The 22,187-nt window shown below is 68.2% G+C and carries 22 protein-coding genes; 12 read left to right on the forward strand and 10 right to left on the reverse strand.

Going from position 1 to position 22,187, the window contains the following annotated elements:
• Positions 1-64 precede the first annotated feature (64 nt).
• Both D466_RS0104480 and D466_RS0104485 read left to right on the forward strand, forming a co-directional pair.
• Positions 65-1,180, forward strand: a complete 1,116-nt coding sequence (locus D466_RS0104480; protein WP_018912511.1) for an NADH:flavin oxidoreductase/NADH oxidase — start codon at positions 65-67, stop codon at positions 1,178-1,180.
• Positions 1,181-1,281: 101 nt separating this feature from the next.
• On the forward strand, positions 1,282-2,016 hold the full coding sequence (locus D466_RS0104485; RefSeq protein ID WP_018912512.1) for a hypothetical protein: 735 nt from the start codon (positions 1,282-1,284) through the stop codon (positions 2,014-2,016).
• Here the strand turns inward: D466_RS0104485 and D466_RS0104490 are convergent.
• Positions 2,010-2,321 (reverse strand): hypothetical protein, encoded by a 312-nt coding sequence (locus tag D466_RS0104490; protein WP_018912513.1) that lies wholly within the window; start codon positions 2,319-2,321, stop codon positions 2,010-2,012. The genes D466_RS0104485 and D466_RS0104490 overlap by 7 nt on opposite strands.
• A gap of 184 nt (positions 2,322-2,505) precedes the next feature.
• On the opposite strand from D466_RS0104490, the gene D466_RS0104495 reads away from it, so the two are divergent.
• On the forward strand, positions 2,506-3,714 hold the full coding sequence (locus D466_RS0104495; RefSeq protein ID WP_018912514.1) for an aminoacetone oxidase family FAD-binding enzyme: 1,209 nt from the start codon (positions 2,506-2,508) through the stop codon (positions 3,712-3,714).
• A 7-nt stretch (positions 3,715-3,721) separates the two neighbouring features.
• Here the strand turns inward: D466_RS0104495 and D466_RS0104500 are convergent, their stop codons facing one another.
• Together D466_RS0104500 and D466_RS0104505 are read right to left on the reverse strand one after the other, a co-directional pair.
• Positions 3,722-4,561 carry an NRDE family protein gene (locus D466_RS0104500; protein WP_018912515.1) on the reverse strand — a complete coding sequence of 280 codons (840 nt, stop codon included), beginning with the start codon at positions 4,559-4,561 and terminating at the stop codon, positions 3,722-3,724.
• 6 nt (positions 4,562-4,567) lie between these two features.
• A complete protein-coding gene (locus D466_RS0104505; RefSeq protein WP_156003998.1) occupies positions 4,568-5,494 on the reverse strand; it encodes a folate-binding protein YgfZ in 927 nt (308 codons plus the stop codon).
• Between the two features lie 154 nt (positions 5,495-5,648).
• Here D466_RS0104505 and mltG point away from each other — a divergent pair, with 154 nt between their 5' ends.
• From mltG to D466_RS0104545, 8 genes are all read left to right on the forward strand, one after another.
• Positions 5,649-6,797 (forward strand): endolytic transglycosylase MltG, encoded by a 1,149-nt coding sequence (gene mltG, locus D466_RS20535; RefSeq protein WP_018912517.1) that lies wholly within the window; start codon positions 5,649-5,651, stop codon positions 6,795-6,797.
• On the forward strand, positions 6,769-7,440 hold the full coding sequence (tmk, locus tag D466_RS0104515; protein ID WP_051083676.1) for a dTMP kinase: 672 nt from the start codon (positions 6,769-6,771) through the stop codon (positions 7,438-7,440). The genes mltG and tmk overlap by 29 nt, the downstream gene beginning before the upstream one ends.
• 7 nt (positions 7,441-7,447) lie before the next feature.
• Positions 7,448-8,413 (forward strand): hypothetical protein, encoded by a 966-nt coding sequence (locus D466_RS0104520; protein ID WP_018912519.1) that lies wholly within the window; start codon positions 7,448-7,450, stop codon positions 8,411-8,413.
• A gap of 1 nt (position 8,414) precedes the next feature.
• Positions 8,415-8,801 (forward strand): PilZ domain-containing protein, encoded by a 387-nt coding sequence (locus tag D466_RS0104525; RefSeq protein WP_018912520.1) that lies wholly within the window; start codon positions 8,415-8,417, stop codon positions 8,799-8,801.
• Between the two features lie 80 nt (positions 8,802-8,881).
• Positions 8,882-9,667 (forward strand): TatD family hydrolase, encoded by a 786-nt coding sequence (locus D466_RS0104530; protein ID WP_018912521.1) that lies wholly within the window; start codon positions 8,882-8,884, stop codon positions 9,665-9,667.
• A gap of 19 nt (positions 9,668-9,686) precedes the next feature.
• Positions 9,687-10,385 (forward strand): ankyrin repeat domain-containing protein, encoded by a 699-nt coding sequence (locus tag D466_RS0104535; RefSeq protein ID WP_038165239.1) that lies wholly within the window; start codon positions 9,687-9,689, stop codon positions 10,383-10,385.
• A 120-nt stretch (positions 10,386-10,505) separates the two neighbouring features.
• On the forward strand, positions 10,506-11,174 hold the full coding sequence (locus D466_RS0104540; RefSeq protein WP_018912523.1) for a metalloregulator ArsR/SmtB family transcription factor: 669 nt from the start codon (positions 10,506-10,508) through the stop codon (positions 11,172-11,174).
• A gap of 13 nt (positions 11,175-11,187) precedes the next feature.
• On the forward strand, positions 11,188-11,391 hold the full coding sequence (locus D466_RS0104545; RefSeq protein ID WP_018912524.1) for a hypothetical protein: 204 nt from the start codon (positions 11,188-11,190) through the stop codon (positions 11,389-11,391).
• A gap of 101 nt (positions 11,392-11,492) precedes the next feature.
• Here the strand turns inward: D466_RS0104545 and D466_RS23810 are convergent, their stop codons facing one another.
• The 5 genes from D466_RS23810 to D466_RS20540 form a co-directional block, all read right to left on the reverse strand.
• Positions 11,493-14,120 (reverse strand): hypothetical protein, encoded by a 2,628-nt coding sequence (locus tag D466_RS23810; protein ID WP_156004000.1) that lies wholly within the window; start codon positions 14,118-14,120, stop codon positions 11,493-11,495.
• Positions 14,121-14,124: 4 nt separating this feature from the next.
• Positions 14,125-15,213: an ATP-binding protein gene (locus D466_RS0104550; protein ID WP_081629809.1), complete on the reverse strand. Its 1,089-nt coding sequence runs from the start codon at positions 15,211-15,213 to the stop codon at positions 14,125-14,127.
• Positions 15,214-15,236: 23 nt separating this feature from the next.
• A complete protein-coding gene (locus tag D466_RS0104555) occupies positions 15,237-17,189 on the reverse strand; it encodes a hypothetical protein (protein WP_156004002.1) in 1,953 nt (650 codons plus the stop codon).
• Positions 17,186-17,953 carry a hypothetical protein gene (locus D466_RS0104560; RefSeq protein WP_156004004.1) on the reverse strand — a complete coding sequence of 256 codons (768 nt, stop codon included), beginning with the start codon at positions 17,951-17,953 and terminating at the stop codon, positions 17,186-17,188. The genes D466_RS0104555 and D466_RS0104560 overlap by 4 nt, the downstream gene beginning before the upstream one ends.
• Positions 17,954-18,572: 619 nt before the next feature.
• A complete protein-coding gene (locus tag D466_RS20540; protein WP_018912528.1) occupies positions 18,573-19,571 on the reverse strand; it encodes a DNA-binding protein in 999 nt (332 codons plus the stop codon).
• Positions 19,572-19,708: 137 nt separating this feature from the next.
• On the opposite strand from D466_RS20540, the gene D466_RS0104570 reads away from it, so the two are divergent.
• Positions 19,709-20,821 carry a site-specific integrase gene (locus tag D466_RS0104570; RefSeq protein ID WP_156004006.1) on the forward strand — a complete coding sequence of 371 codons (1,113 nt, stop codon included), beginning with the start codon at positions 19,709-19,711 and terminating at the stop codon, positions 20,819-20,821.
• Positions 20,822-21,114: 293 nt separating this feature from the next.
• On the opposite strand, the gene D466_RS0104580 is transcribed toward D466_RS0104570, so the two are convergent.
• Together D466_RS0104580 and D466_RS0104585 are read right to left on the reverse strand one after the other, a co-directional pair.
• Complete coding sequence (locus D466_RS0104580) at positions 21,115-21,468, reverse strand: copper-binding protein (RefSeq protein WP_038165240.1); 354 nt, start codon at positions 21,466-21,468, stop codon at positions 21,115-21,117.
• Between the two features lie 157 nt (positions 21,469-21,625).
• A complete protein-coding gene (locus D466_RS0104585; protein ID WP_018912532.1) occupies positions 21,626-22,186 on the reverse strand; it encodes a hypothetical protein in 561 nt (186 codons plus the stop codon).
• Position 22,187: the final 1 nt, after the last annotated feature.

Raw genomic sequence — 22,187 nt, forward strand, 5'->3', positions numbered from 1 at the left:
TCCCGGCGCGCTTCGTATAGTTTGCGGCGGTACTTTCCACGCCACGCGCCGCGCGCCGCATCCCATGTCCAGCCTCCTGTTCTCCCCGATCGAACTCGGTCGCCTGCGGCTGTCCAACCGCATCATCGTCAGCCCCATGTGCCAGTACAGCGCCGAGGACGGCAACGCGGGGGACTGGCACCGCGTGCACCTGGGGCAGATGGCGCAAAGCGCCGCCGGCATGCTGCTGCTGGAAGCCACCGCGGTGGAGGACATCGGGCGCATCACCCACGGCTGCCTGGGCCTGTATTCGGATGCCAACGAGGCAGCGCTGGGCGCGGTGCTGGAGTCCGTTCGCAAGATGGGCTCGCTGCCCATCGGCGTGCAACTGGCGCATGCCGGGCGCAAGGGCTCCAGCGCCCGGCCCTGGGACGGCGGCGGGCTGATCGGCACGAGCGACGGCGGCTGGACCCCGGTGGCGCCTTCGGCGCTGCCCCACGCGGACGGCGAAGCGGCGCCGGCCGAACTCGACTCCGCGGGCCTGGCGCGCATCCGCCAGGCCTTCGTGCGCAGCGCACAGCGCGCGGTGCGCATCGGCCTGCAGTCCATCGAGTTGCACGTGGCCCACGGCTACCTGCTGCACCAGTTCCTGTCGCCGCTGGCCAACCAGCGCGGCGACGCCTACGGCGGCAGCGCGCAGGCGCGCATGCGCTTTCCGCTGGAGGTGTTCGACGCCGTGCGCCAGGCCGTGCCCGACAGCGTTCCGGTCGGGGTGCGCGTGTCGGCCACCGACTGGGTGGAAGGCGGACTCGACGTGGAACAGACCAGCGCCTTCGCGCTGGAACTCAAGGCCCACGGCTGCGCGTGGATCGACGTGTCCTCGGGCGGGGTGTCGCCGCGCCAGCGCATTCCGGTGGGGCCCGGCTATCAGGTGCATCTGGCCCAGGCCGTGCGCGAGGCCTGCGGCCTGCCGACCATGACGGTGGGCCTGATCACCGAGCCGAGGCAGGCCGAGGACATCGTGCGCGAGGGCCGCGCCGACATGGTCGCGCTGGCCCGCGCCATGCTGTGGGACCCGCGCTGGCCCTGGCATGCCGCGGCCGCGCTGGGCGCCAGCGTCGAGGTGCCGCCGCAGTACTGGCGCAGCGAGCCGCGCGATGCGCGCGGCGTGTTCGCGCACGCCAGCATCGGCCAGCGCTGAGAGCGCGGTGCGCGCGCAATCCCGGGTCGGCGAGCGGGGTGGCGCGTGCGTGGGATAGTGGGGCTTATCGGATGACTCCGGACCACCTCGGGAGACCCCTCATGCACAAACTCGCCTTCGCCGCGCTGCTCGCCGGCGCGCAGCTTCCTGCCGGTGCCGCCGCGCTCCAGGTGCGGATGATGAACAACACCCCCTACGGCATCGATTTCAGCCTGCAGATGGCCCATCTGAATGGCGCCCGCGTGAGCGAGCCCACCTTCCTGGGCAAGGCGCTGAGCACGCACATCGGCTACGTGCCCATCCTGGACGGGCAGGGCACGAGCACGTCCGACGTGCCCTACGTCACCACCGATCCCGGGAACGGCGACGACGCCATCAGCCTGAACATGCGCATGCGCGTCACCTGGAACGAGGGCTACAACTGGGATTACGTGGAACTGGGCATGCTGCGCAAGATCTTCGGCGGGCCCCATGTGTGCGACGTGCACGCCGGCGGTCCGGTGCACGACGGCGAAATCGTGCTGCTGGACCTGCAGCCCTCGACCCTGCGCCCCTACGTGCTCAGCGAGGTCCTGCCCAACGGCGATTCGTGCAGCTTCTACATCAGCCGCGGCTTCGGGCCGGTGGTCTGGGGGCCCGAGCATGGGGCGGAGCAGGCCGCGGAGCCCGAAGCCGGGGCGCAGGACCTTCCCGGTGTCACGCGGGCGATGCACGGAGCCGAGCTCGCCCGCATCGAGCCGGCGCTGCACGCGCGCCTGGACGAGGACTACCTGCGCGCGACCGGCGTCGACCTGCGTGCGGTGCGCGCGCGCAACGCCCGCCTCGCGCCTCAGTGAGCGGGCGCGGGCCCCGGGTTCCACAGCGCGTGCAGCAGCAGCGCGGCGGCGGCGAAGGCCGCTCCGGCGCCCGCCACCGCGGGCCAGCCGCCCAGCGCCCAGGCCTGCCCGGCCACTAGCAGGCCGCTCATCACCAGGCCCACCGCGCGCCCGCGGCGCTGCGGCGCGGCCAGGTGCGCGACCAGCGGAATGATCTGCTGCGCGAGCGAGGCGCTCAGGCCCATTCCCAGGCAGGCCGCCGCCATCAACGGCACGTTCGGGGCCAGCGCCGCGCAGACCAGCATCAGGACCAGTGCGGTGCCCATGCACAGGCCATGGCCATCAGCAGCAGGAAGGCGCGGGGCAGCTGCGGGGCATGGCCGGATGAGCCGGACCGGGTGTTCGGGCGAGCGAGGAAAGACATGCGGGGGAAGGAGGGCGGGGCCGCGCGAATCCCGCGGCGGCCCGGCCCGGGCATCGGCGACAATGCGGGCTTTGCCCAGCGCCGCCATGCCCGAGTCCTCGCGATCCAGCCCCGCAGATGCCTGCGACCTCGTGGTGGTCGGAGCCGGCGCGGCGGGCATGATGTGCGCGGCGGTGGCGGCGCAGCGCGGGCGCCGCGTGGTGCTGATCGAGCATGCCCGGCGCATCGGCGAGAAGATCCGCATCTCCGGCGGCGGGCGCTGCAATTTCACGAACGTGTCGACGGGGCCGCGCCACTACGTCGGGCGCGACCCCGAGTTCGCCGCGCAGGCGCTGGGCGCCTACACGCCGCGCGACTTCGTCGCACTGGTGCGGCGCCACCGCATCGCCTTTCACGAGAAGCACCGCGGGCAGTTGTTCTGCGACCATGCGAGCAGCGCCATCGTGGACATGCTGCGCGCCGAATGCGAGCGCGGCGGCGTGCGCTGGCTGCACCCTTGCCGGGTGCATGCGCTGCGCCCGGGCCCGCGCGGTTTCGAACTCGACACCGACGCTGGAGCGCTGCGCAGCGCTCGCGTCGTGGTGGCCACCGGCGGCCTGCCGGTGGCGGCCATCGGCGCCACCGATTGGGCGCTGCGCCTGGCGCGTTCCCTGGGCCTGGACGTGGAGCCTCCGCGCCCAGCGCTCGTGCCGCTGCGTTTCGTGGCGGAGGATTTCGCGCCCTTCGCCCAACTGGCCGGCGTGGCGTTGCAGGTGCGCGCGAGCTGCGAAGGCGCCAGTTTCGACGAGGACCTGCTGTTCACCCACCGCGGCCTGTCGGGTCCCGCCGTTCTGCAGGTGTCCAGCTACTGGGAGCCGGGGCGCGCCCTGGGGCTCGACCTGGGTTGCGGCACGGACCTGGCCGGCCTGCTGCGCCAGGCCCAGCAGGGCTCGCGCCAGTCGCTGCTCGGCGTCCTGGCGCAGGTGCTGCCGCGCCGCCTGGCCCAGGCCTGGCTGGATCAGCAGGGGCTGGACGGCGCCCGACGCGTGGCGGAGACCGGGCGCGCCGCGCTGGAGCGCCTGGCCGGGGCGCTGTCGGCGTGGTCGCCGCGCGTGGCCGGCACCGAGGGCTGGAACAAGGCCGAGGTCATGCGCGGCGGCGTGGCCACGCACGAGCTCGACCCGCGCAGCCTGGAGGCCCGCCGCGTGCCGGGGCTGCATTTCATCGGGGAGGCGGTGGACATCACCGGCTGGCTGGGAGGCTACAACTTCCAGTGGGCCTGGGCCAGCGCCCACGCGGCCGCGCGCTCGGTCTGACGGGCTCTCAAGCTTCCTGCCAGTTCCAGCGGTACTCGCGGCGCAGCCCGCCCTGGGGCTGGCGCTGCAGCTCGAGCACGTGCATGCTGCCGTCGGCGTCGGCGCGCAGCAGGGTGGAGCAGCGTGTGCCGTAGTCGGGCAACTGGATGAAGGGCGCCGACAGCCCGCGGCTCCACGGCTCGGAAAGTTGCATGCCCTCGGGCGGCGCCGGGATGTCCGCGTCGGGCGCGGGGCGGGCGTCGGCCAGTCGCTCCAGCAGGAATTCGAACTCGGAGCCCGGCGCGGGCGACGCGCAGCCGGCTTCCACGCATTGCGCCACGCCCTGCTTGAGCCGCAGCACCTTCGGCCACGGCGTGTCCAGCGCGGCATTCGACAGGCCGTGCACACCGGGCTGCACCTCGGCGAAGCCGCCGCGGTTGGACACCCAGGCCATGCGGCCGCGGCGCAGGTCGGCCAGCAGCAGGTTGAAGCCGGCGTAATCGGCCATGCCCTGCTGCAGTTCGCGTGCCCAGGCCTGCGGGTCGGGGGCCTCGCGGCGGCCGGGGTCCAGCGGATGCCGGCCGCGCAGGAAGCGCAGCGGCAAGTCTCCGCGCGAGGGCCTGGCCGGATCGCGCGGCCCGGGTTCGCGCACGTTGGTCAGTGCCGCCAGCAGGCCGTCGCGCCGCACGCCCAGCCAGGTGCCGCCTCCCTGCAGGTCGCGCCCGGCCAGCAGCGCCGGCAGCTCGTCGTCCTGCGCTTCCCACCAGTGCATGGGGCTGGCCGCGCGCTGCAGCCATTCGTCGCGGTTGGCGGCCAGCAGCAGGGTGCGCGGCCCGCGCGGCTGCCAGGACCAGGCGATCAGGCACATGGAGCTTCAGCCCGCGGCGGGCAGCTCGTAGGGCAGCGTGGCCAGGCGCAGCTGCGGGCCAGCGGCCGCGCCCAGGTGCAGCTCGGCCTGAGCGGCGGCGTCGAGCTTGAGTTCGGCCAGCGCCTCCCAGCCGCCGTCCGGCGACGGCGCCGCGGAGACCACCATGCCGCAGGGCTGGCCGGGGTCGGCCGCGCTGAACACCTCGTCGCCGGCGCGCATGGCCTGCGCGCCCTGCACGCGGAAGGTGCGGCGCTTGATGCTGCCGCGGTACTGGGTGCGGGCGACGATTTCCTGGCCGGGGTAGCAGCCTTTGTGGAAATCCACCGCGCCGAGGACCTCGTAGTTGAGCATCTGGGGCACGAATTGCTGGGCCGTGGCGGCGCCCACATGGCCGATGCCGGCGCGCAGCTCGGCCAGGCGCCAGGCCTCCTCGGAGCCCCGCGGCAGCGCGGACAGGGCTTCGCGGGATTCCAGCGCCTGCCCCGTCACCAGCAGCGTGCGCCGCTGGCCCGGCGCATCGGGCAGGCGGATGGCGGTGAGCTCGCCCTCCTGGCGCGTACCCCACACCGGCAGCGCCTCGCCGGGCAGCACCGGGTCGTCCGCGGCGTCCTCCAGCAGGCCGTACACGTGGCGCTGCGCGCGTGCGTCGTCCAGCGTGCACTTCAGACGCAGGATGTACATGCGCAGGCGCTTGAGCGTGGGCTCCAGCAGTTCGGCGTCGAGCAGCAGGGCGATGGAGCCGTCGGCTTCGCGCCAGAGCAGGAAATCGGCCAGCATGCGGCCCTGCGGCGTGCACAGCGCGGCCATGCGAGCGGTGGATTCGGGCCAGTCGCGCAACTCTTGCGTGAGCTGGGCGTGCAGCAGGTCCACGGCCTGCGGACCGCGCGCGAGCATCAGGCCCGCGCCGGGCAATTCAATGAGGGAACTAGGCATCGGCTGGACGGCGCGGGGGCCGGGTCGCTGGCATCGGGATCGGGTCGGCTAGTATAGGAATCTGATCCGAACCCTGCGCGCCGCCCTTCGGCGCGCGCATCGCGGCCCGTGCCGCATCGCGCCGCGGCGCGCCTCCTGGAATCGAGTGAAAGGCTTGAAAACGCGTTGGCCGGCGCGCCTGTTCGCGCTGGTGTTCCTGTGCGCCGTGGGCGCTGCGGCCGGCTTCGTCGGCTGGGCGCTGGCGCCCATCCGCCTGTCCACCTCCCCGCTGGACTTCACGGTGCGCCTGGGCAGCCCGGCGCGCAGCGCGGCCGCGCAGATCCGCGCCCAGGGGGCCGACCTGTCGCCGCGCCTGTTCTACTGGCTGGCGCGCATCACCGGCGAGGGCACGCAGCTCAAGGCCGGCAGCTACGAGGTGGAGCAGGGCATCACTCCCTGGGACCTGTTGCGCAAGATGGCGCGCGGCGACCAGTCGCTGCTGGTCTTGACGGTGCCCGAGGGCTGGACCTTCTCCCAGTTCCTGGCCACGGCCGACCAGGCGCCCGGCCTGGTGCACGACGCGGCAGGGCTGAGCCCGAGCCAGATCCTGCAGCGCATCGGCGCGCCCGAAGGCCTGGACCCCGAGGGCGAATTCTTCCCCGACACCTACCTGTACGGGCGCGGCAGCTCGGAGCTGGCCCTGCTGCAGCGAGCCTACCGGCTGATGCAGCGCGAGCTGGCGCGGGCCTGGGCCGGGCGCGAGCAGGGCCTGCCGCTGCGCGACCCGCACCAGGCGCTGACCCTGGCCTCGATGGTGGAAAAGGAGACCGGCAACCCGGGCGACCGCGCGCGCATCGCCAGCGTGTTCGTCAACCGCCTGCGCGCCGGCATGCCGCTGCAGAGCGACCCGACGGTGATCTACGGGCTGGGCAGCGCCTACCGCGGCCGCCTGAGCCACAAGGACATGCAGCTGGCCTCGCCCTACAACACCTACCTGCACGCGGGGCTGCCGCCCGGGCCGATCGCGCTTCCCGGTGCGGCCGCGCTGCAGGCGGCGCTGCACCCGGCCGACGGCCGAGCGCTGTATTTCGTGGCGCGCGGCGACGGCAGCAGCGTGTTCTCCGACACCCTGGCGCAGCACGACGCGGCGGTGACCCGCTACCTGTTGCAGGCGCACCGCGCATCCGGAGCCTCGGGTGCATCCGGTGCCGCGGCGGACGCGGCCGCGTCGCAAGCGCGGCGGCTGCCCGGCGCGGCGCCGGCGTCCGCCGGCTCCGCCGCGCCCAAGACCTCCGATGCGCGCCAGCGCCAACTCTCCCGTTGAGGCCCCTGTCTTGAAAACTCCCCAGTCCCGCGGTTGGTTCATCACCCTGGAAGGCATCGATGGAGCCGGCAAGAGCAGCCAGTTCAGCGCCGTGGTCGAGACCCTGCGGGGCCTGGGACGCGCGGTGGTGGCCACGCGCGAGCCGGGCGGCACGCCCCTGGGCGAGCGCCTGCGCGAACTGCTGCTCAGCGAGCCGATGAGCACCTCCGCGGAAGCCCTGCTGGTGTTCGCCGCGCGCCAGGAGCATGTGCTGCACGTGATCGAGCCGGCGCTGCTGCGCGGGCAGGACGTGGTCTGCGACCGCTTCACCGACGCCACGCTGGCCTACCAGGGCGCCGGCAAGGGCATTCCGCGCGACCGCCTGGAGGCGCTGGCGCAATGGGTGCACCCGGGGCTGGAGCCGGACCTGACCCTGCTGCTCGACCTGCCCGCAGAAGTCGCCGCGCAACGCATGCAAGCCCAGGGACGCACGGCCGACCGCTTCGAGCGCGAGCCGCAGGAGTTTTTCGCACGGGTACGCCGGGAGTACCTGGAACTGGCGCGCGAGCAACCGCGGCGCTGGCGGGTGATCGACGCCAACCGCGACCTGGAGGACGTCCGCGAGGACGTGTTGCAAAGTCTCAAGAGTTTTCTGGAAGCCTAGGAAAAACATGGATTTTCCGGCGACGCTACTGCATGGGGCCCGGGGCACCGGGCTGTGGGAATCCCTGCTCGAGGCCGCGTCGGGCCTGCTGTGCGAGGCGCCGGGCCGGGTGCTGGCGCCCTGGCAGTCGCGCGCCTGCGGCACGTGCGCCGGCTGCCACCTTGTGCGGGCCGGAACCCATCCGGACCTGCGCGTGGTGCTTCCGGCCGCGCTGGCGGCCGAACTCGGCTGGGGCGCCGAGGAGGGCGCGGAAGCCGGGCAAGGCGAGGCCAAGGGAGCCGCGGCGGGGCGCGAGATCGGCATCGAGCAAGTGCGCGGGCTGATCGACTGGGCGCAGGGCACCAGCCATCGCGGCGGCCCGAAGGTGGCGCTGGTGCATCCGCTGGATGCGATGGCCGCGCCGGCCGCCAATGCACTTCTGAAAGTGCTTGAAGAACCTCCGGCTTCTTTATGTTTTCTCACGGGAACTCATCAACTGGACCGGGTGCTTCCGACCCTGCGCAGCCGCTGCAGCCTGCGCGCCTGGAAACGGCCCGGGGCGGAGGCGGCGCTGGCGGAACTGCAGCGCCGCGGCCAGGCCGACGCCGAGGCGGTGCTGCACTGGAGCCGGCGCGCCGTGTTCGAGGCGGACCCGGCGCGCGGCCTGGATTGGACCCGCCGCCTGGTGCGCCAGCTGGCCGAGGGCAGGGTGACCCAGCTGGACGGCGTGACGCCGGCGCAGGCCCTCGAATCCCTGCAGAAACTCACCCTGGACCTGGTGCGCGTGCGCTCGGGCCTGGCTCCCAGCTACCTCGCGGAACTGGACGCCCCGCTGCGCCGTCTCGCCGGGCGCGGCGACACCGGAGCCTGGCTGCAGTGGTGGCAGCGCCTGGCGCAGGCCGCGCGCACGCCGGACTTCCCCGTGCACGCGGGGCTCGCGGTGCAGGCCTGGGTCGTAGAATTGCAGCAACTTTGCACCTCGGGGACCAACTGACATGGCGACTTCCCACGCAGCCGGCGGCAGCGCCGCGACCTCGACGTCGCGGCCCAGCGTCATCCAGCTCGCGATCAAGGAGAAGCCGGCCCTGTACGCGGCCTACATTCCCTATTTCCCGGACGGGGGAATCTTCATTCCCACGCCTCGCGAACACAAGCTGGGCGACGACGTCTACCTGCTGCTGACGGTGATGGACAACCCGCAGCGTTTTCCGATCGCCGGCAAGGTGGCGTGGATCACTCCGGCGAACGCCGCGGGCAACCGCACGCAGGGCATCGGGGTGCAGTTTCCCGCGGACGAGAAGGCCAAGCAGCTGCGGCGCCTGATCGAGGAAATCCTCGGCCCCGCGGCCGAGGCGAACAACCGCCCCACCCATACGCTGTGAGCCGCGCGCGCCCAGGGCGCGCGCTCTGCCCGGCGGCGCGGCTCGCGCGGCCGCGCCATGCAGCCAATCTGCTTCGCGACATGCCCCTGACCGATTCGCATTGCCACCTGAACTTCCCCGGCCTGCGCGAGCGCGAGGAGGAGATCCTCGCCGCCATGCGCGAGCACGGCGTGCTGCGCGCGCTGAACATCAGCACCCAGGTCGCCGAGTTCGACCAGGTGCTGGGCTTCGCCGAGCGCCACGCCCACATCTGGGCCACCGTGGGCGTGCACCCGGACACGGAGCACGAGCCCGAGGTGGACCAGGCCACGCTGGTGGCGCGCGCGCGCCATCCGAAGGTGCTGGCGCTGGGCGAGACCGGGCTGGACTACTACCGCCTGGAAGGGCGCAGCCATGCCGACATGCAGTGGCAGCGAGACCGCTTCGCGGTGCACATCCAGGCCGCGCGCGAGGTCGGCAAGCCGCTGGTCATCCACACCCGCGCGGCGGCCGAGGACACGCTGGCCATGCTGCGGGAGCAGGGCGCCGCCGACTGCGGCGGGGTGTTCCACTGTTTCACCGAATCGTGGGAGGTGGCCCGCGCCGCGCTGGACCTCGGTTTCTACATCTCCCTGTCGGGCATCCTGACCTTCAAGAACGCGAAGGACCTGCAGGAAGTCGCGAAAAAGCTGCCCGAGGACCGCATCCTGGTGGAGACCGACAGCCCCTACCTGGCGCCGGTGCCGCACCGGGGACAGACCAACCAGCCTGGCTACACGCGTTTCGTGGCGCGTTTCCTGGCCCAGTTGCGAGGCTGCGAGGAGGCCCGGGTGGAAGCATTCACTGAGGCCAATTTCGATAGGCTTTTCAAACCGGTAGCACATTAAATTCAAGTAAGGTGTTAGCGTGGAACATACCCTCTCCAGGCGCCGCTGGCTGCTCGGCGCGGGGCTCGGTGCCTGCCTGATGGGCCTCGGTGCGGGCTTGCCGGCGGCGGCCGGCTCCTTCACCGATTTCTTCCGCGCGCTGCAGACCGACGACGTCGGCGAGGTACGCGAGCTGCTGCGCCAGGGCTTCGACCCCAATGCCGTGGACCCGCACGGCAACAGCGCGCTGTACCTGGCGCTGCAGAACCACGCGCTGAAGGTGGCGCGGCTGCTGATCGAGCAGCCGGGCCTGCGCCTGGACCAGCGCAATCCGCAGGGCGAGACGGCGTTGATGATCGCCTGCCTGCGCGGAGACGCGGAGTTGGCCGAGGAACTGGTGAAGCGCGGCGCGCAGGTCAATCCGCCGGGCCAGGCACCGGCCTGGTCAGCCTTGTCCTACGCCGCCACGAACGGCCACGACGATCTGGTGAAGTTCCTGCTGGCCCACGGCGCCCGGGTGAACCAGCAGGCGTCCAACGGCACCACGCCGCTGATGATGGCCGCGTACTTCGGCCACGCGTCGACGGTGCGCCTGTTGCTGGCGGCGGGCGCCGACCCGAAGCAGCGCAACGCCATGGGCTTCACGGCCATGGATCTGGCGATGAAGCAATCGCACAAGGACACCGCGGAACTGCTGGGCCGCGCGCTGGACGGCTCGCGCAAGCCGGGCCAGTGGTGAGGCCCAGGACCTGAGGGTCCGGGCGGAGCCCGGCCCCTGGGGAGCCTGAAACGGCGCATATTTGCATTATGTTAAATGCAGCTGGCTTGCGTACATTCGCTGCTTCGTTAGAATGTTCGCATGACATCCCGAGCCCTCAAGAATCAGCTCTACGCCCAGGTCGCGCGCGTCGGCGCCGCCCTGTCCAGCCCCAAGCGCCTGGAGTTGCTGGAACTGCTGGCGCAGGGAGAAAAATCGGTCGAGGCGCTGGCGCAGGCCGCCGACATCGACGTCAAGCTGGCCAGCGCCCACCTGCGTGTGCTGCGCGAGGCGCAGTTGGTCCATGCGCGGCGTGAGGGCAAGCACCGCATCCACCGGCTCAGCGCCTCCGACGTATCGGACTTGTGGGTGAGCCTGCGGGAACTGGCCCAGGCCCATCTGGCCGAACTGCAACTCGCCATGGCCGGCCTGGCGGCCGAGCCCGGAAGCCTGAGGCCCGAGAGCGCCCGCTCGCTGCTCGACAAGGTGCGCGCCGGAGACGTCGTGTTGCTCGACGTTCGCCCCGAGGCCGAGTTCCGCACGGCCCACCTCCCCGGGGCGCGCTCGGTCCCGCTGGACGAACTGGAAGCGCGCATTCGCGAACTGCCGAGCGACAAGGAGATCGTCGCGTACTGCCGCGGACCGTTCTGCCTGATGTCGGACGCGGCGGTGACGCTGATGCGGCATCACGGGCTGCGGGCGCGCAAGTGCGCCGACGGCGTGCCCGAATGGCGTGCCGCAGGGCTGCCCCTGGAACTCGAGACCCCCTGATCGAGGCGACACCATGTTCTTCAAGCAACTCCCCACACGCGATGCCAGCCTGTCCTACCTGTTCGGCTGCGCCGGCCTCGGCAAGGCCGTCGCCGTCGACGTGGTCGCCGGCGACGAGGACTGGTTCGTCGAACATGCGGACCAGGCCGGGGCGCGGATCACCCATGTGATCGACACCCACGTCCACGCAGTTGTCCGACAACAATCCCCTCCGTGAGACGTGAATTCGGCGACAACATTTCCCTACTTCCGGCCTCGGCGAAGTGTGAAGGTCTTTTGTGTCGCACATTGAGCACGATGAGATTTCGAGTTCCACGATCAACGCCCAGCAGCGCCATTTGTAGCTTCTCTCACGGGCTCGACCGGTGCCCACAGTGATTCGCATCTGGCCCAGCGATGGGCCAGATTGCGGGCCCGGTTGGAGACATCTGTCAAGCTTAAAACGGCTGCACCCTTGCGGCCGCCGAGCAGGATTTGCTCATGCAACGAGAATGCCTTCTTGAGCGCTCGCGCCGATCGATGTGCAAGGCGCGCGGCGATTGCGTGATGCCCTGCTGCTTCTGCATGCGCGGCTGCGTCAGTCATAAGCGCGCGAATGTATCGAGTGGGCGGAGCAAGGTCGATTGGCAGGAGCGGCTGCGATAACAGCAAGTGCAAATCCATGCCGCGATGGGAAAGCAGCCATGTGCGCAACGTGCGCGCGAGAGGCGGCGGTGCAGCGACTGGGTACACGCCGTCATCGGTCTTCCCGCGGAGAATCCAAACACGCCAATCGTCATCGTTTGTGGCGGGCCCGACACTGGAAAACGTCAGTTTTGAGATCTGTTCCCAACTCAGGCTGGCGTAATACATCAACTCCACGAGGAGTCGAATGGGGAGGCCGGTACCGTTGCGCTCGAAATCATCCAAGGCGCGACGAATCCACTGCCACTCATCGATCTCAAGGGGTTCTGACTGGGAGATCTGTCGATGGTGGTATGTCGTGGGAACATCCGAGATACCGTCCCTCTCGAAATTTTGCCTGCTGGCTTGCACCCGAAGCTCGGCGTAGCGCTGCTCGGCAAGCCAGTGCAGCAGAGCCTTGACGCAGGCCATCATGAAGACGCACGTCGACGGGCTCGGCGGCTGCGTGAACGGGCGCCACCGTTGTGTGTCCCGAGAGGCACGGGGCCCGATCCAACGATCGACTGGCGTGGGATGGGCCAGAAACCTTGCGAATTCAGCGAAATCTTCTCGATCCAGGGATGACAGAGCTTTGCCCTTTTCAATGCAACACCAATTGAGCAAGCGTTCGCCTGCCAACCGATACAAGGTTGCAGTCGATGCCGCAACTCCGCTGGCGAGAATCCACGCCTGGACGGCGTCGCGATCATTGGTGGCGGTGATGCGACAGGGTTCGTCGCGGACGCGGTATCGGCCTTCGCTGCCATCAAGATTTGCGGGAAGCACGAGGCGCTCCAAGGGCATCACATGACACGGTAAGCGACGAGACGGGGAATGCGCGTCGTCCTCAGCGTGCAGCAGTTCCCCGCCGTGATCAACATGCACGACGAGGCCGGCGTCGCCGCGCACCGGGGCGACGAAGAGAAATGTTCCTTCCGCCCTCGTTCCATTCAGCATGAGATGGGTCAACGACATCGGCCAGGGAAAGAGCTCTGCGCTCATACGGTGTTTCCACAAGTTGAGTCGCGCAAACTCCCCCGTGGATCGCGCGATCTTGGGAACATCCGTCCGTTCGACCGTGGACGCCGCCAACCACTGCTGCGCAGTCCATAGGTCCTCGTGCAGGCACTCCAGCGCGAAGCGCGCCCAAAGACCGTGCGAGACCTCACGGACAACCGGCCAATGCGCCATAGGCGGACGAAGCCTCAGTGGGTTCGCCCATGGCGCACCGACTGACTCCTGTCCACCGCGAAAGCCTTCCTCGAAGCGCTGCCGCCAAAGCAGGAAGCCGTGCAGCGAGCTATTGCGTAACGTGGGCGGCGGAATCAGTGCCTGAGCCGAGCCTTCATGCGCGAAATCACGCATGTTGATTGCGCGCTGCGCGGTGTCGATCGCTAGGGATCTTCGGAAATGGCGACGCATACTTTTGTAGACAGCGCGCCGCGCTCTGGATACGGGGTCATCCAACGTAAGTAGCTTCGGCTGAGGACTCGGGCACAGAGCATCTCGATACACCTGGAGCGAGAGTGCCGCCTGGGTTTGAATGCTTGACTCCAGGGGCACGATCTGACGCAGGACCGAGAAGACGCTGCAGCGCCGCTCGCGGCCCACGTTGCCGTGCGGATCGAGTTCCCAGGCGCCGACGTCGGGCCACTGCAACGGAGCGCATTGGATCGCGCGCAACCACGCGATCAAGGGCTGAAGGGCCTGAACACCACGTGGCGCCTGCCATGTGCGTTCCCAGCGTGCCGTATCAGCGTTGCATGCAAGTGGGCCCCCGCACGCGTGGCAATGAAACGGTCGATCGAACCCTTCGACGGTCACTGCGTAGGCCGCTGTCGGCGCGGCGCAATGCGGGCAGACCTCCAGCAGCGGCTGCCCATCATGGATCGGGCAGACCCGAAGTGCGTCAATCTGATAGACCGCACTTTGAAATCCGCCCCTGAGACACACAGGGCAATACCGCAGGTGCGCATCCGATGCGATGCTGGAGGCCCAAACTCCGCAGAGATGCTCAAGCGTTCGCCTGGCGATCTCAGTGGTCACTGGGCTGCGCAGCGGGGTCGCTCGCAACCAGGTGTCCGACAGAAGGCTGCGCCCGTGCCAGGGACGCCCATGGTGGTGCAGCAGCGATCGGCCGAATAGCATCTGACAGAGATCTCGGGCGGGAAGTGCGTTCAGCGTCGCAACCTTGGCCAAGTGCGTGAATGGTCCTTCGTACGCGGAACTCCACGGCTTGGCCGAGATCAGGCCGTCTTGCAAGCAGGAGAGCTTCTCGTGCATCGCGCTAGACCAAGCTCGCTTCGTAGCCGCTGTGCTCCACGGCGAGATCCCAGGCGTCTTGCGTCCCGACAAAGCCCAGTCCGTCCATCGGTGTTTGCGAGAAGAAGAAATTGCGGATCGCGCCCGTGATCCAGCTCATTCCGATATTGTTAGGCGTGCGCCCACAGCGTGCGGCGACCCGCGAGATGGCATTCCAGAATCTGGGGCCTTCTTCTGCCAGACGCCAACCACGGCCCCAAGCCTGGGGAAGAAAGAATGCGCTGTAGCAGATTCCGCTGCCTTGCGGGAATTCATGCTGCTTCGCTTCGTCATATGCCTGAAGACAGTGCGTCAGGTCATCGCGGTTGCGCATTCCGCGGAATTCGCACGGGGTCAACAGGAAGCGACCTATCAGATCCGTACGGCCACGTGCGAGCAGGCGGCTGCGGATGTGGTGCATTTCCGGGTGCCCGAACATCACGGTGACCATATCGACTCCCTGACGCTGCAGATCGTTGCTCAGATCGCGCAGCACCTGGAGCTCGCTTTCTCCCCAGTTCTGTCCCTCATCGACGAGGAGCAAGTACCGATTGCTGGAGCGTTGGGCGGCATGCGCGCGCAGGAGGTTCAAGACGCGCGTACGCCGATCGCTGGTCGTGCCCGTGCGTGCGCCACCGTGGTTGTAGTCGGTGAGGATGTCGGTGTAGAACACTTTCTCGGAGGGCTTGTCGTGGCCCTTCGCATTCACGCGGCCGACGGGCAGTCCCGGGAAAGTCTGTTCCAGCGTTTCCGCGATCTTGACAAGCGTGGTGGTTTTGCCCAAGCGAAACTCCCCGATCAGGCAGGTCCCCGGATCATGATGAACAATGGCGCGCGTGACAACGTCGTAGGCCTCCCGCACGGGCCTTGTCGCGATCATCGCGGTGTTGCGGACCACCGGATGATCCTCATACAGCCTCGCGCGGTCCAGTTCGGGAACGGGATCGGGTCGGCTTGGGGGGGGGCCAAGGGAGCGCGGCAGGGTGGCGTCACTTGGGCTTGCTCCCTGCTCGATCGCGCTGACAGGATTTGCGGCGGCGGGCTGTGTGCGCGTTGGATCAGCTTTGGAGCGCATGGTGGTCTACCTAGGCCAACGGATTACGCCCAAGGTGGCGGTGGGATGTGCCCGGGCAATAATGGCCGCAGTGGCGCGACCGTTCCCGCGCCATTCGCTGCAAGCGACACATGAGGGATCGGAGCTCCCGAGACTCGAGCCGCATTGGCAAGTTGTGTCGCGGTCGGGCTCACGGCCGGGTGTGGTCCACGCACTTCCAGAAGAGTTTTTTTGGCAAGGTAGTCCAGATAGGACAAGACGAAATCGTCGGCCTGCGCGTCAATCGCCCCGTTGCGCACCAAGGCGTTGATCTGCTTGCGCATCGCCCGCGAGTGCGCGGTCGATGCCCACGCCTTGTCCAGGGGAACGAGTTCGCCCAGCGCGTCACCCGTGGGAGAGAACGCGAGTACCCTGCGACAGTCTGCATCGTAGATGTGTGTGACGAGCGTCGAACCCACCCAGTCGAAGCGCGTGCAAAGGACGGAATTGGTGTAGCGAACCCGGTCGATCTGGATGTACGGGCGGACAACGCGGCCGCGATCGCAGCGGCCGGCGATGTACCTACGCTCCACGCTCCAGCCCAGGCGGGGCGTGTTGACCGTGATCGGTACGGACAGACGCGGCAGGAATCCACTTTGTGACTGGAGGTGGTTTTGAAGCACCATCAGCGGCGTCTGTCCGCCGAGCGCACTATGCGGCGTAGCGTTGTAGTTGGCCAGCAGTACGTCGACGAGGTCCACCAACTCCTCCCAGCGGATGCTTCGTCGCATCGCCTGCGCAACGAACTCTCCGCGCAAGCGGTCCGCTGGGTGCGATCCTGTCGATGATGGCAGGCACTGGAACCCATGCTGCTCCAAGGTGCGAAAAAGTCGTTCGACGATCGGGTTGTGCCACCAGGCACCGACGGGGCCGAAGGAGAGCGCGCAGCCGAACGACCTGCGGACACCCTGCGTGATGCGCTCGGCCCAGTGCTGGCTGGCGTTGTCCAGCACAATGACCGCTGGGCGGCACGGAGGAAACCCGGGTATGGCCCCTACCGGAAATCCAGCGCCCGGCGCATAACCCGGCCCCGGGATGGTGAGTTCACGAGGCCTCCATTCCCGAGTGCAAAAGACCAGGGCCTCCTCGACGTCAGCGGCAGAAATCTCCTTGGCGATGGAGACCGAATAGCCGAGAATCGCCCGAGCGCGCTTGTCAATTACTGCATCGATCCAAAGCCGCTCGATCGGGACGTCTTGCGGCCCGGCGGGGCCGGTAATCACGACCGTGCCCACGCAGTGCAGTTTGTGGGCATCCATCGCGGTCACATCCAGAGGGGCGGCCGCGAACTCGAAAGTGCTCTTGCCCGATCCGAGCAAAAGCTCCGTGCCCGCCTGAGCGCCGTACCACGTGGACATCGATGGCGCATCGCGCATGATGAACGCGCGAGCGTAACGCTCAATGGAGCGTCGCCCCTCACTCTTCGAATTCAACGGATAGTCACGGTCGCTCAATCCGAAGGTTCGACAGGCTTTGACAAAGCGCGCGGCTACGCCGTGGAGACTGGGCCGGGCCGAAGCGACCGCGCCTTGCCCTCCACCCTTTCGCACGATGGAGTGGAGCAAATCGCGCAGCATCTCGTGGTCTGCGAGGAATTGCTCGAAGGCGCCCGCTCCGCCCTGGCTCGCTTGACCCTTGCCACTCGGAAGTTGTTGGCGACGGCTATAGCGGGTGACACGTTGATAGGCCACCAACGCCGGCCACCCAACCGGACTCCCGTCGGCGCGCAGCTGCACGCAGCGATTGAGCTGGTCGATCAAGCACGGCGGCGAGCAGCCCGCCTCCCGACTGGCAGCGCCGAGCGCGCCCGTCTTCAGGTACAGCCGCATCCCTCGGGCGAATCGCTCAAATCGAGCCAGCGTCGGCTCGTCTTGTTGACTCAAGTCGGCAGCCGGCCATTGCTCCGGATCACGATAGTGCTCGGGCAATGTTCGGAAGGTATAGCGCGCAATGCTCATGGCCCGTGCCCCGGCAGGCAAAAGCGCGAAGCCACGTCCAAAGGCCGCACCTCTAGGTCGCTGGCGTAACGGCCGTGCTGGACGCCTTGGAATAAGGCGGCTGCGTACAACGCGTCCTCGCCGTGTTCACCTAGGGCCAGAACGTCTCCAAGCGTGATGCATGTGCGCCGTTTGAGCAGGGCTGCGACTTGCTTTGCATGGCTATGCAACGGCCATTCACGGGCCTGGGCCAACCACGGCAGGATCCGCAGCCAATTCAGAATGCGCTGGGGACAAGCGTATATCTCCTTCTCCGTCCACACTTCGTGCGTTGCCACCTCATGCGCGTCGCTACCGGTGATCTGGGCTAGAACCGGCAGCGTGGCACGAGCCGCAGCGTGGCTTGCGACCGCGTCGGAACTGGTGATCTCGCGCCAGACGATCCGTCCGCCTACGAGACGGATCTCGGCATCGACGATGGCTGCCACGGCTTGCCCCGCGATGGCCTCGATTCGCGTCCTCGGTGCGTAGTCGGCCGATTCAACGGTCGGATCGGATTCTGCGAGCAGGAAGTGTCCAAACTGCAGGTCACCGCGCAGCACGAAATCCGCCCGAGCCTTGGGGCTGTAGACGACCCACAGGCTGCTGCGTGCATGGCCGCGCGCGCCCAAGGCGTTCGCGAATTCGGATCTCCGACGCGTACCGAGGCGCACCGCGGATGGCCGTGCCGACACGCCCAGAGCGTTGCGGGCCGGCGCATCGCTCGCCTTGTTGTTCGCCGCCATGCTGTAGCCCTCGCTGCGAAGGAGCGCCCCTCGATCTGTCACGGGGCGCTGGCTCGGCAATGGCTACCCACGCGCGAGCGGCTTCTCCTCGAGACAGATCAGACTTGTGGTGGTCATATTCCGTTGCGCGCGTGACGTCAAGCATTTCCATACCGGTGTCATGGCTATCGTTCCTTCCGCGAGAGGCGGTCGATCGCCCAGCTGCGTCTGTTGTGCTCGGTTGGGCACGTTCAGCACAGCCCGACTTTTCAGTCCGCGCATTCAGCGAGTTCTCGCACTCGAACCCGGCGGAGCTCACGCGACCGCTAGCCCTACCGTAGATTGGCGACCCGGTGCACCCGATGGCTCCAGGATGCTGACATAGTCCACGTCGTCATCACACAGTTCGACCTGCATGGCCACCCGCGTCAGCCCGCCGTGCAGACTCTCGGGTCTCGGCAACACGGCATGGTCGCCAAGGACTTGGAAGACTTTCAGGTGGCTCGAGGCACCGCTTGCGGGCCCACCCGGGGGCGCGCGTCCTCGCGATCGGCATGATCGACTCTTGCATCGGCAGGACCGCGTCTATTTCCGAATAGCGTGAGCAGGGCACCACAATCGTGAGCCGTGGCGGAATTCTTCAACGCGTGGGCCCGGGCGGTGATGCGATTGCCGAGCGTTTGCGTGTAACCGGAGTGGCTTTTCGAGTTCCCGACTTGGCAAGATTCGCAAGGCGATCCAGCGACGCTTGAAGCGTGGCGATCTGCGCTCGTGCAGCCACCGCGTCCGCTGCGCTGGCCTCACCGGCGGCGCGCAGGTCCGCGATGCGCTCGCGCTCCAGCGCCAATTCGGCAGCAGCTGCCGCATGAAGGGTGGCCTGCGCCTGTTCCCGGTCACGCGCGGCATTCAGCAACGCCTGCGCTCGATCGCCCGCGGCCAACGCTGCTTGCCGCTCGGTACTCAGGGTCCGTTGAAGCGCATCCACCTGGCGTTCAGACTTGGCCCTGGCGGTACGCTCGCGCTCGAGTTCAAGCGCCACTCGTCGATCGGCTGCGTCCGCGCGCTGCAGCGCCGCTTCAAGCTGCCGCCTGAGCTCGGCCATCTCGGCGCTCGTCTGGGTCTCGTGCTCGCGCAGGGTGCTGGTCGCAGTGGCTAGAGCCGCGCGGACGCCCTCGAGGCGGGCGCGCTCTGCGGCAAGGTCCTGTTGGCCCCTATCGAGTTGGCGTCCTTGCTCCGCCAACAGTTGTTCAAGCCGCGTCGCGTTCGCATGGGCCTCGCGCGTGGCCGTTTGTGCTTGCTCGGCCCGCTCTTTCTCCGATTCGAAGTTGGCGGCCGCCGTCGCGAGACCCTCGCGCAGTCGCGCATCGAAGTCGGCGCGGGTATGCGCCAGCGCCGTCTCCCAGAAGTGCTGCGCGGCCTGAAGGATGGGCTCTGGCACGTCGGGCGGCGCGGCAAAGGCACCGGGATCCTGCAGTCGTCGGCCCAGCCCTTTGAACCAGGCGTCCAGCATGGGACTGACTGTGTTGGGCGAGCCGCGTCCGATCTTTTGGCGTACCCGCTCAATGGTCGGGCGCTCGCCCGCGAGCAGCAGCGCGTCACAGGCAGCGAAGACGTCGTGATCGGTGATGCCGCGTGCCATGGTTCGACCTCCTTGATTTGCGCCCTGCTTCCTGCGATATTCAGTCACGATAATGGATAGTTATCGGGCCCTATGCTCAAGTTGCGTTAGACATCTTACGTTGCTTGTAAGTTTTCAAACTCATGGCCAACCGTCGCATGATCACTCCCGTGGCGTTGCCGCCGACCGGGATCGGAGCGCTCGATCCCGGCGTGCTCGCGCCGTTCACCTCCGCAGCTGTCGAGGCGTTGCTCGCCGAGGGCGAATCCGCCCACACCGTGCGCAGCTACCAGGCGGCGCTGCGCTACTGGGCGGCCTGGTACTGGCTGCGCTATCGCCAGCCCATCGCCCTGCCCGTTCCCGTCGCGGCCGTGCAGCAGTTCCTGGTGGATCACCTGGAGCGCAAGACGCCGGCAGGTCTTGCCTGTGAAATGCCGCCCGTGCTCGACCAGGCGCTCGTCGAAGGCGGCTTCAAGGCCAAGCCAGGCGCGCCCGCGCTGGCCACCGTCCTGCACCGCCTGAGCGTGCTGTCCAAGGCCCATCAGCTCCAGGGAGGATCCAATCCGATTCAGCACGCCCATGTTCGCGAACTCGTCGCCAAGGCCCGCCGGGCCTACGCCAAACGAGGCGTGAAGCCGGACAAGAAGGCGGCGATCACCCTGGAGCCCCTGCAGGCGATGCTGGCCACCTGCGATGATTCGCTGCGCGGCGTGCGCGACCGCGCCCTGCTCCTCTTCGCCTGGGCCAGCGGCGGGCGCCGCCGCTCGGAGGTCACGGACGCAACGTTCGACAACACGCGCAAGGTGGGGCCGCGCGCATATTCCTACACGTTGTTGCGCTCCAAGACGAACCAGGCCGGGGATCTACGACCCGACAGCGAAAAGCCCATTCTCGACGACGCCGCCGACGCGCTGGAAGCGTGGATTGGGCGCAGTGGGCTGACCCAGGGGGCGATTTTTCGGCGCATCCGCCGTGGCGACACAATCGGAGAGCCCCTTGCGCCCGCTGCCGTGCGCGACATTGTCAAGGCGCGCGCCGCGCTCGCTGGCTTGCCCGACACCTTCGCGGCGCACTCTCTGCGCTCGGGCTTCGTGACCGAGGCTGCGCGGCAAAACGTGCCCCTGGCTGAAACCATGGCGCTGACTGGGCATACCTCGGCTGCCACGCTTATCGGATACTTTCGGGCTGCGGAGTCGGCGCGCAGCGCGGGGGCACGGATGTTCACATCCGCCGGTGAAATTGGGCTGACACCAGATTCGCACGACACCTGATTTGTCCCCCAACGCAAGCAGCAGTGCGCCCAAAAAGTCAGCACCACGGACGTCTGCCCGGCGTTAACTATCGTGAGCGGCCTTATCGGGGAACATCTGCTCCCACGCGGAGCATGGCGCGTTGGCTGTGGTCGCGATGCTGCGGTCGTTGATCTCGAGCAGTTCGTATCGATCGGACGTGGACACTTCGGACGGCAGGCGTAGGTCCCGGCGCACTGCGTGCAGCCGCCGCAGGAGCGCGCTGGTGAACATGAATCTCCCAGCCTGAGCTCGACCGCGGCCCCGGCAATTCGCTACCGCCCACTGCGCAGCCTCGTAATCACGTACTGCCCGGACGAGCTTCTGGCCAAGTCGAAGTCCACCTTCTCCCCAGCCTTCACGGACGCCAGATCCTCCCTGTCTCGCACCTGAAAGGTCATGGTCATTCCCGGCCAGCCCAACGCCTTGATCGCGTGATGGGTGATGTTCACGCTGCTCGCGGCCACGTCGACGCTGTTGACGACTCCATAGGCCAAGAAGCCGCGAGCCGCCGCGGTAGATCCAGCGTGCATCGCGCCCATCCCGGGCATCGAGGCCGGGGCCGCGATGGCTGCCGACATGGTTGTGAGGGCGCAGATCAGAACAAGTGCAGAGCGGGAATGGTTCATGGAATGAAGAATGAATCGAGGACAAGTTCGGCAGCTTGGTCAACGCCGCCAGCGCATGGGATTGGCTGCCACGGCAACCCCGCTGGAAATCTCCCTTCCCCAAGTCGCCTTGACGGGTTTCTTGGTGCGCCTGCCGGCCGAGCCGGCGACGCGCGCGTCACATCATCCCGCGCATCATGGCGGGCATTCCCTCCTTGACGAATCGGTCGAGCTCGCGCGCATGCGCCTGGATAATCGCCACCATCCGCGGATCGCTCGACGTCTCGGTGACCGCGACTCCGTCGGGCAAAATCTCCAGCTTTCGCTGGTATCCGCCGGGGTTGGCGAACATCTCCGGAACGCTGTTGCTCATGGGATAAGGGAAAGGGCGGTTCTCGTCCAGGCGCCGGTACATGTCGGCAACATGCTGCTGGATCAGGGCCGCCGTGGCCGGGTCGGACGAGGTCGTGACATCGTGGACGCCATCGGGCAGCTCCGTGACCTGACGCCGGATGAGCTGGTGGCGTTCGAACAGTTGCATGCCGGTGCGCATTGGTCCGCGCATGTTCTCTGGCGCCATCATGTCGCCCATCATCCCGCCTCCCATCATGCCCCCCATCATCTCTGCGCCAGCGGCGGCACGACGGGGCTGGGCGCTGGCCGGGCGACGGCCGAGCAGATAGGTGGACACGGTTCCCAGGAACCCCGCCACCACGGTCACAAACGAACGACGTTGCATG

Origin of the sequence: Thiomonas sp. FB-6 (assembly GCF_000377645.1) — a bacterium.
GTDB lineage: Bacteria > Pseudomonadota > Gammaproteobacteria > Burkholderiales > Burkholderiaceae_C > Thiomonas_A.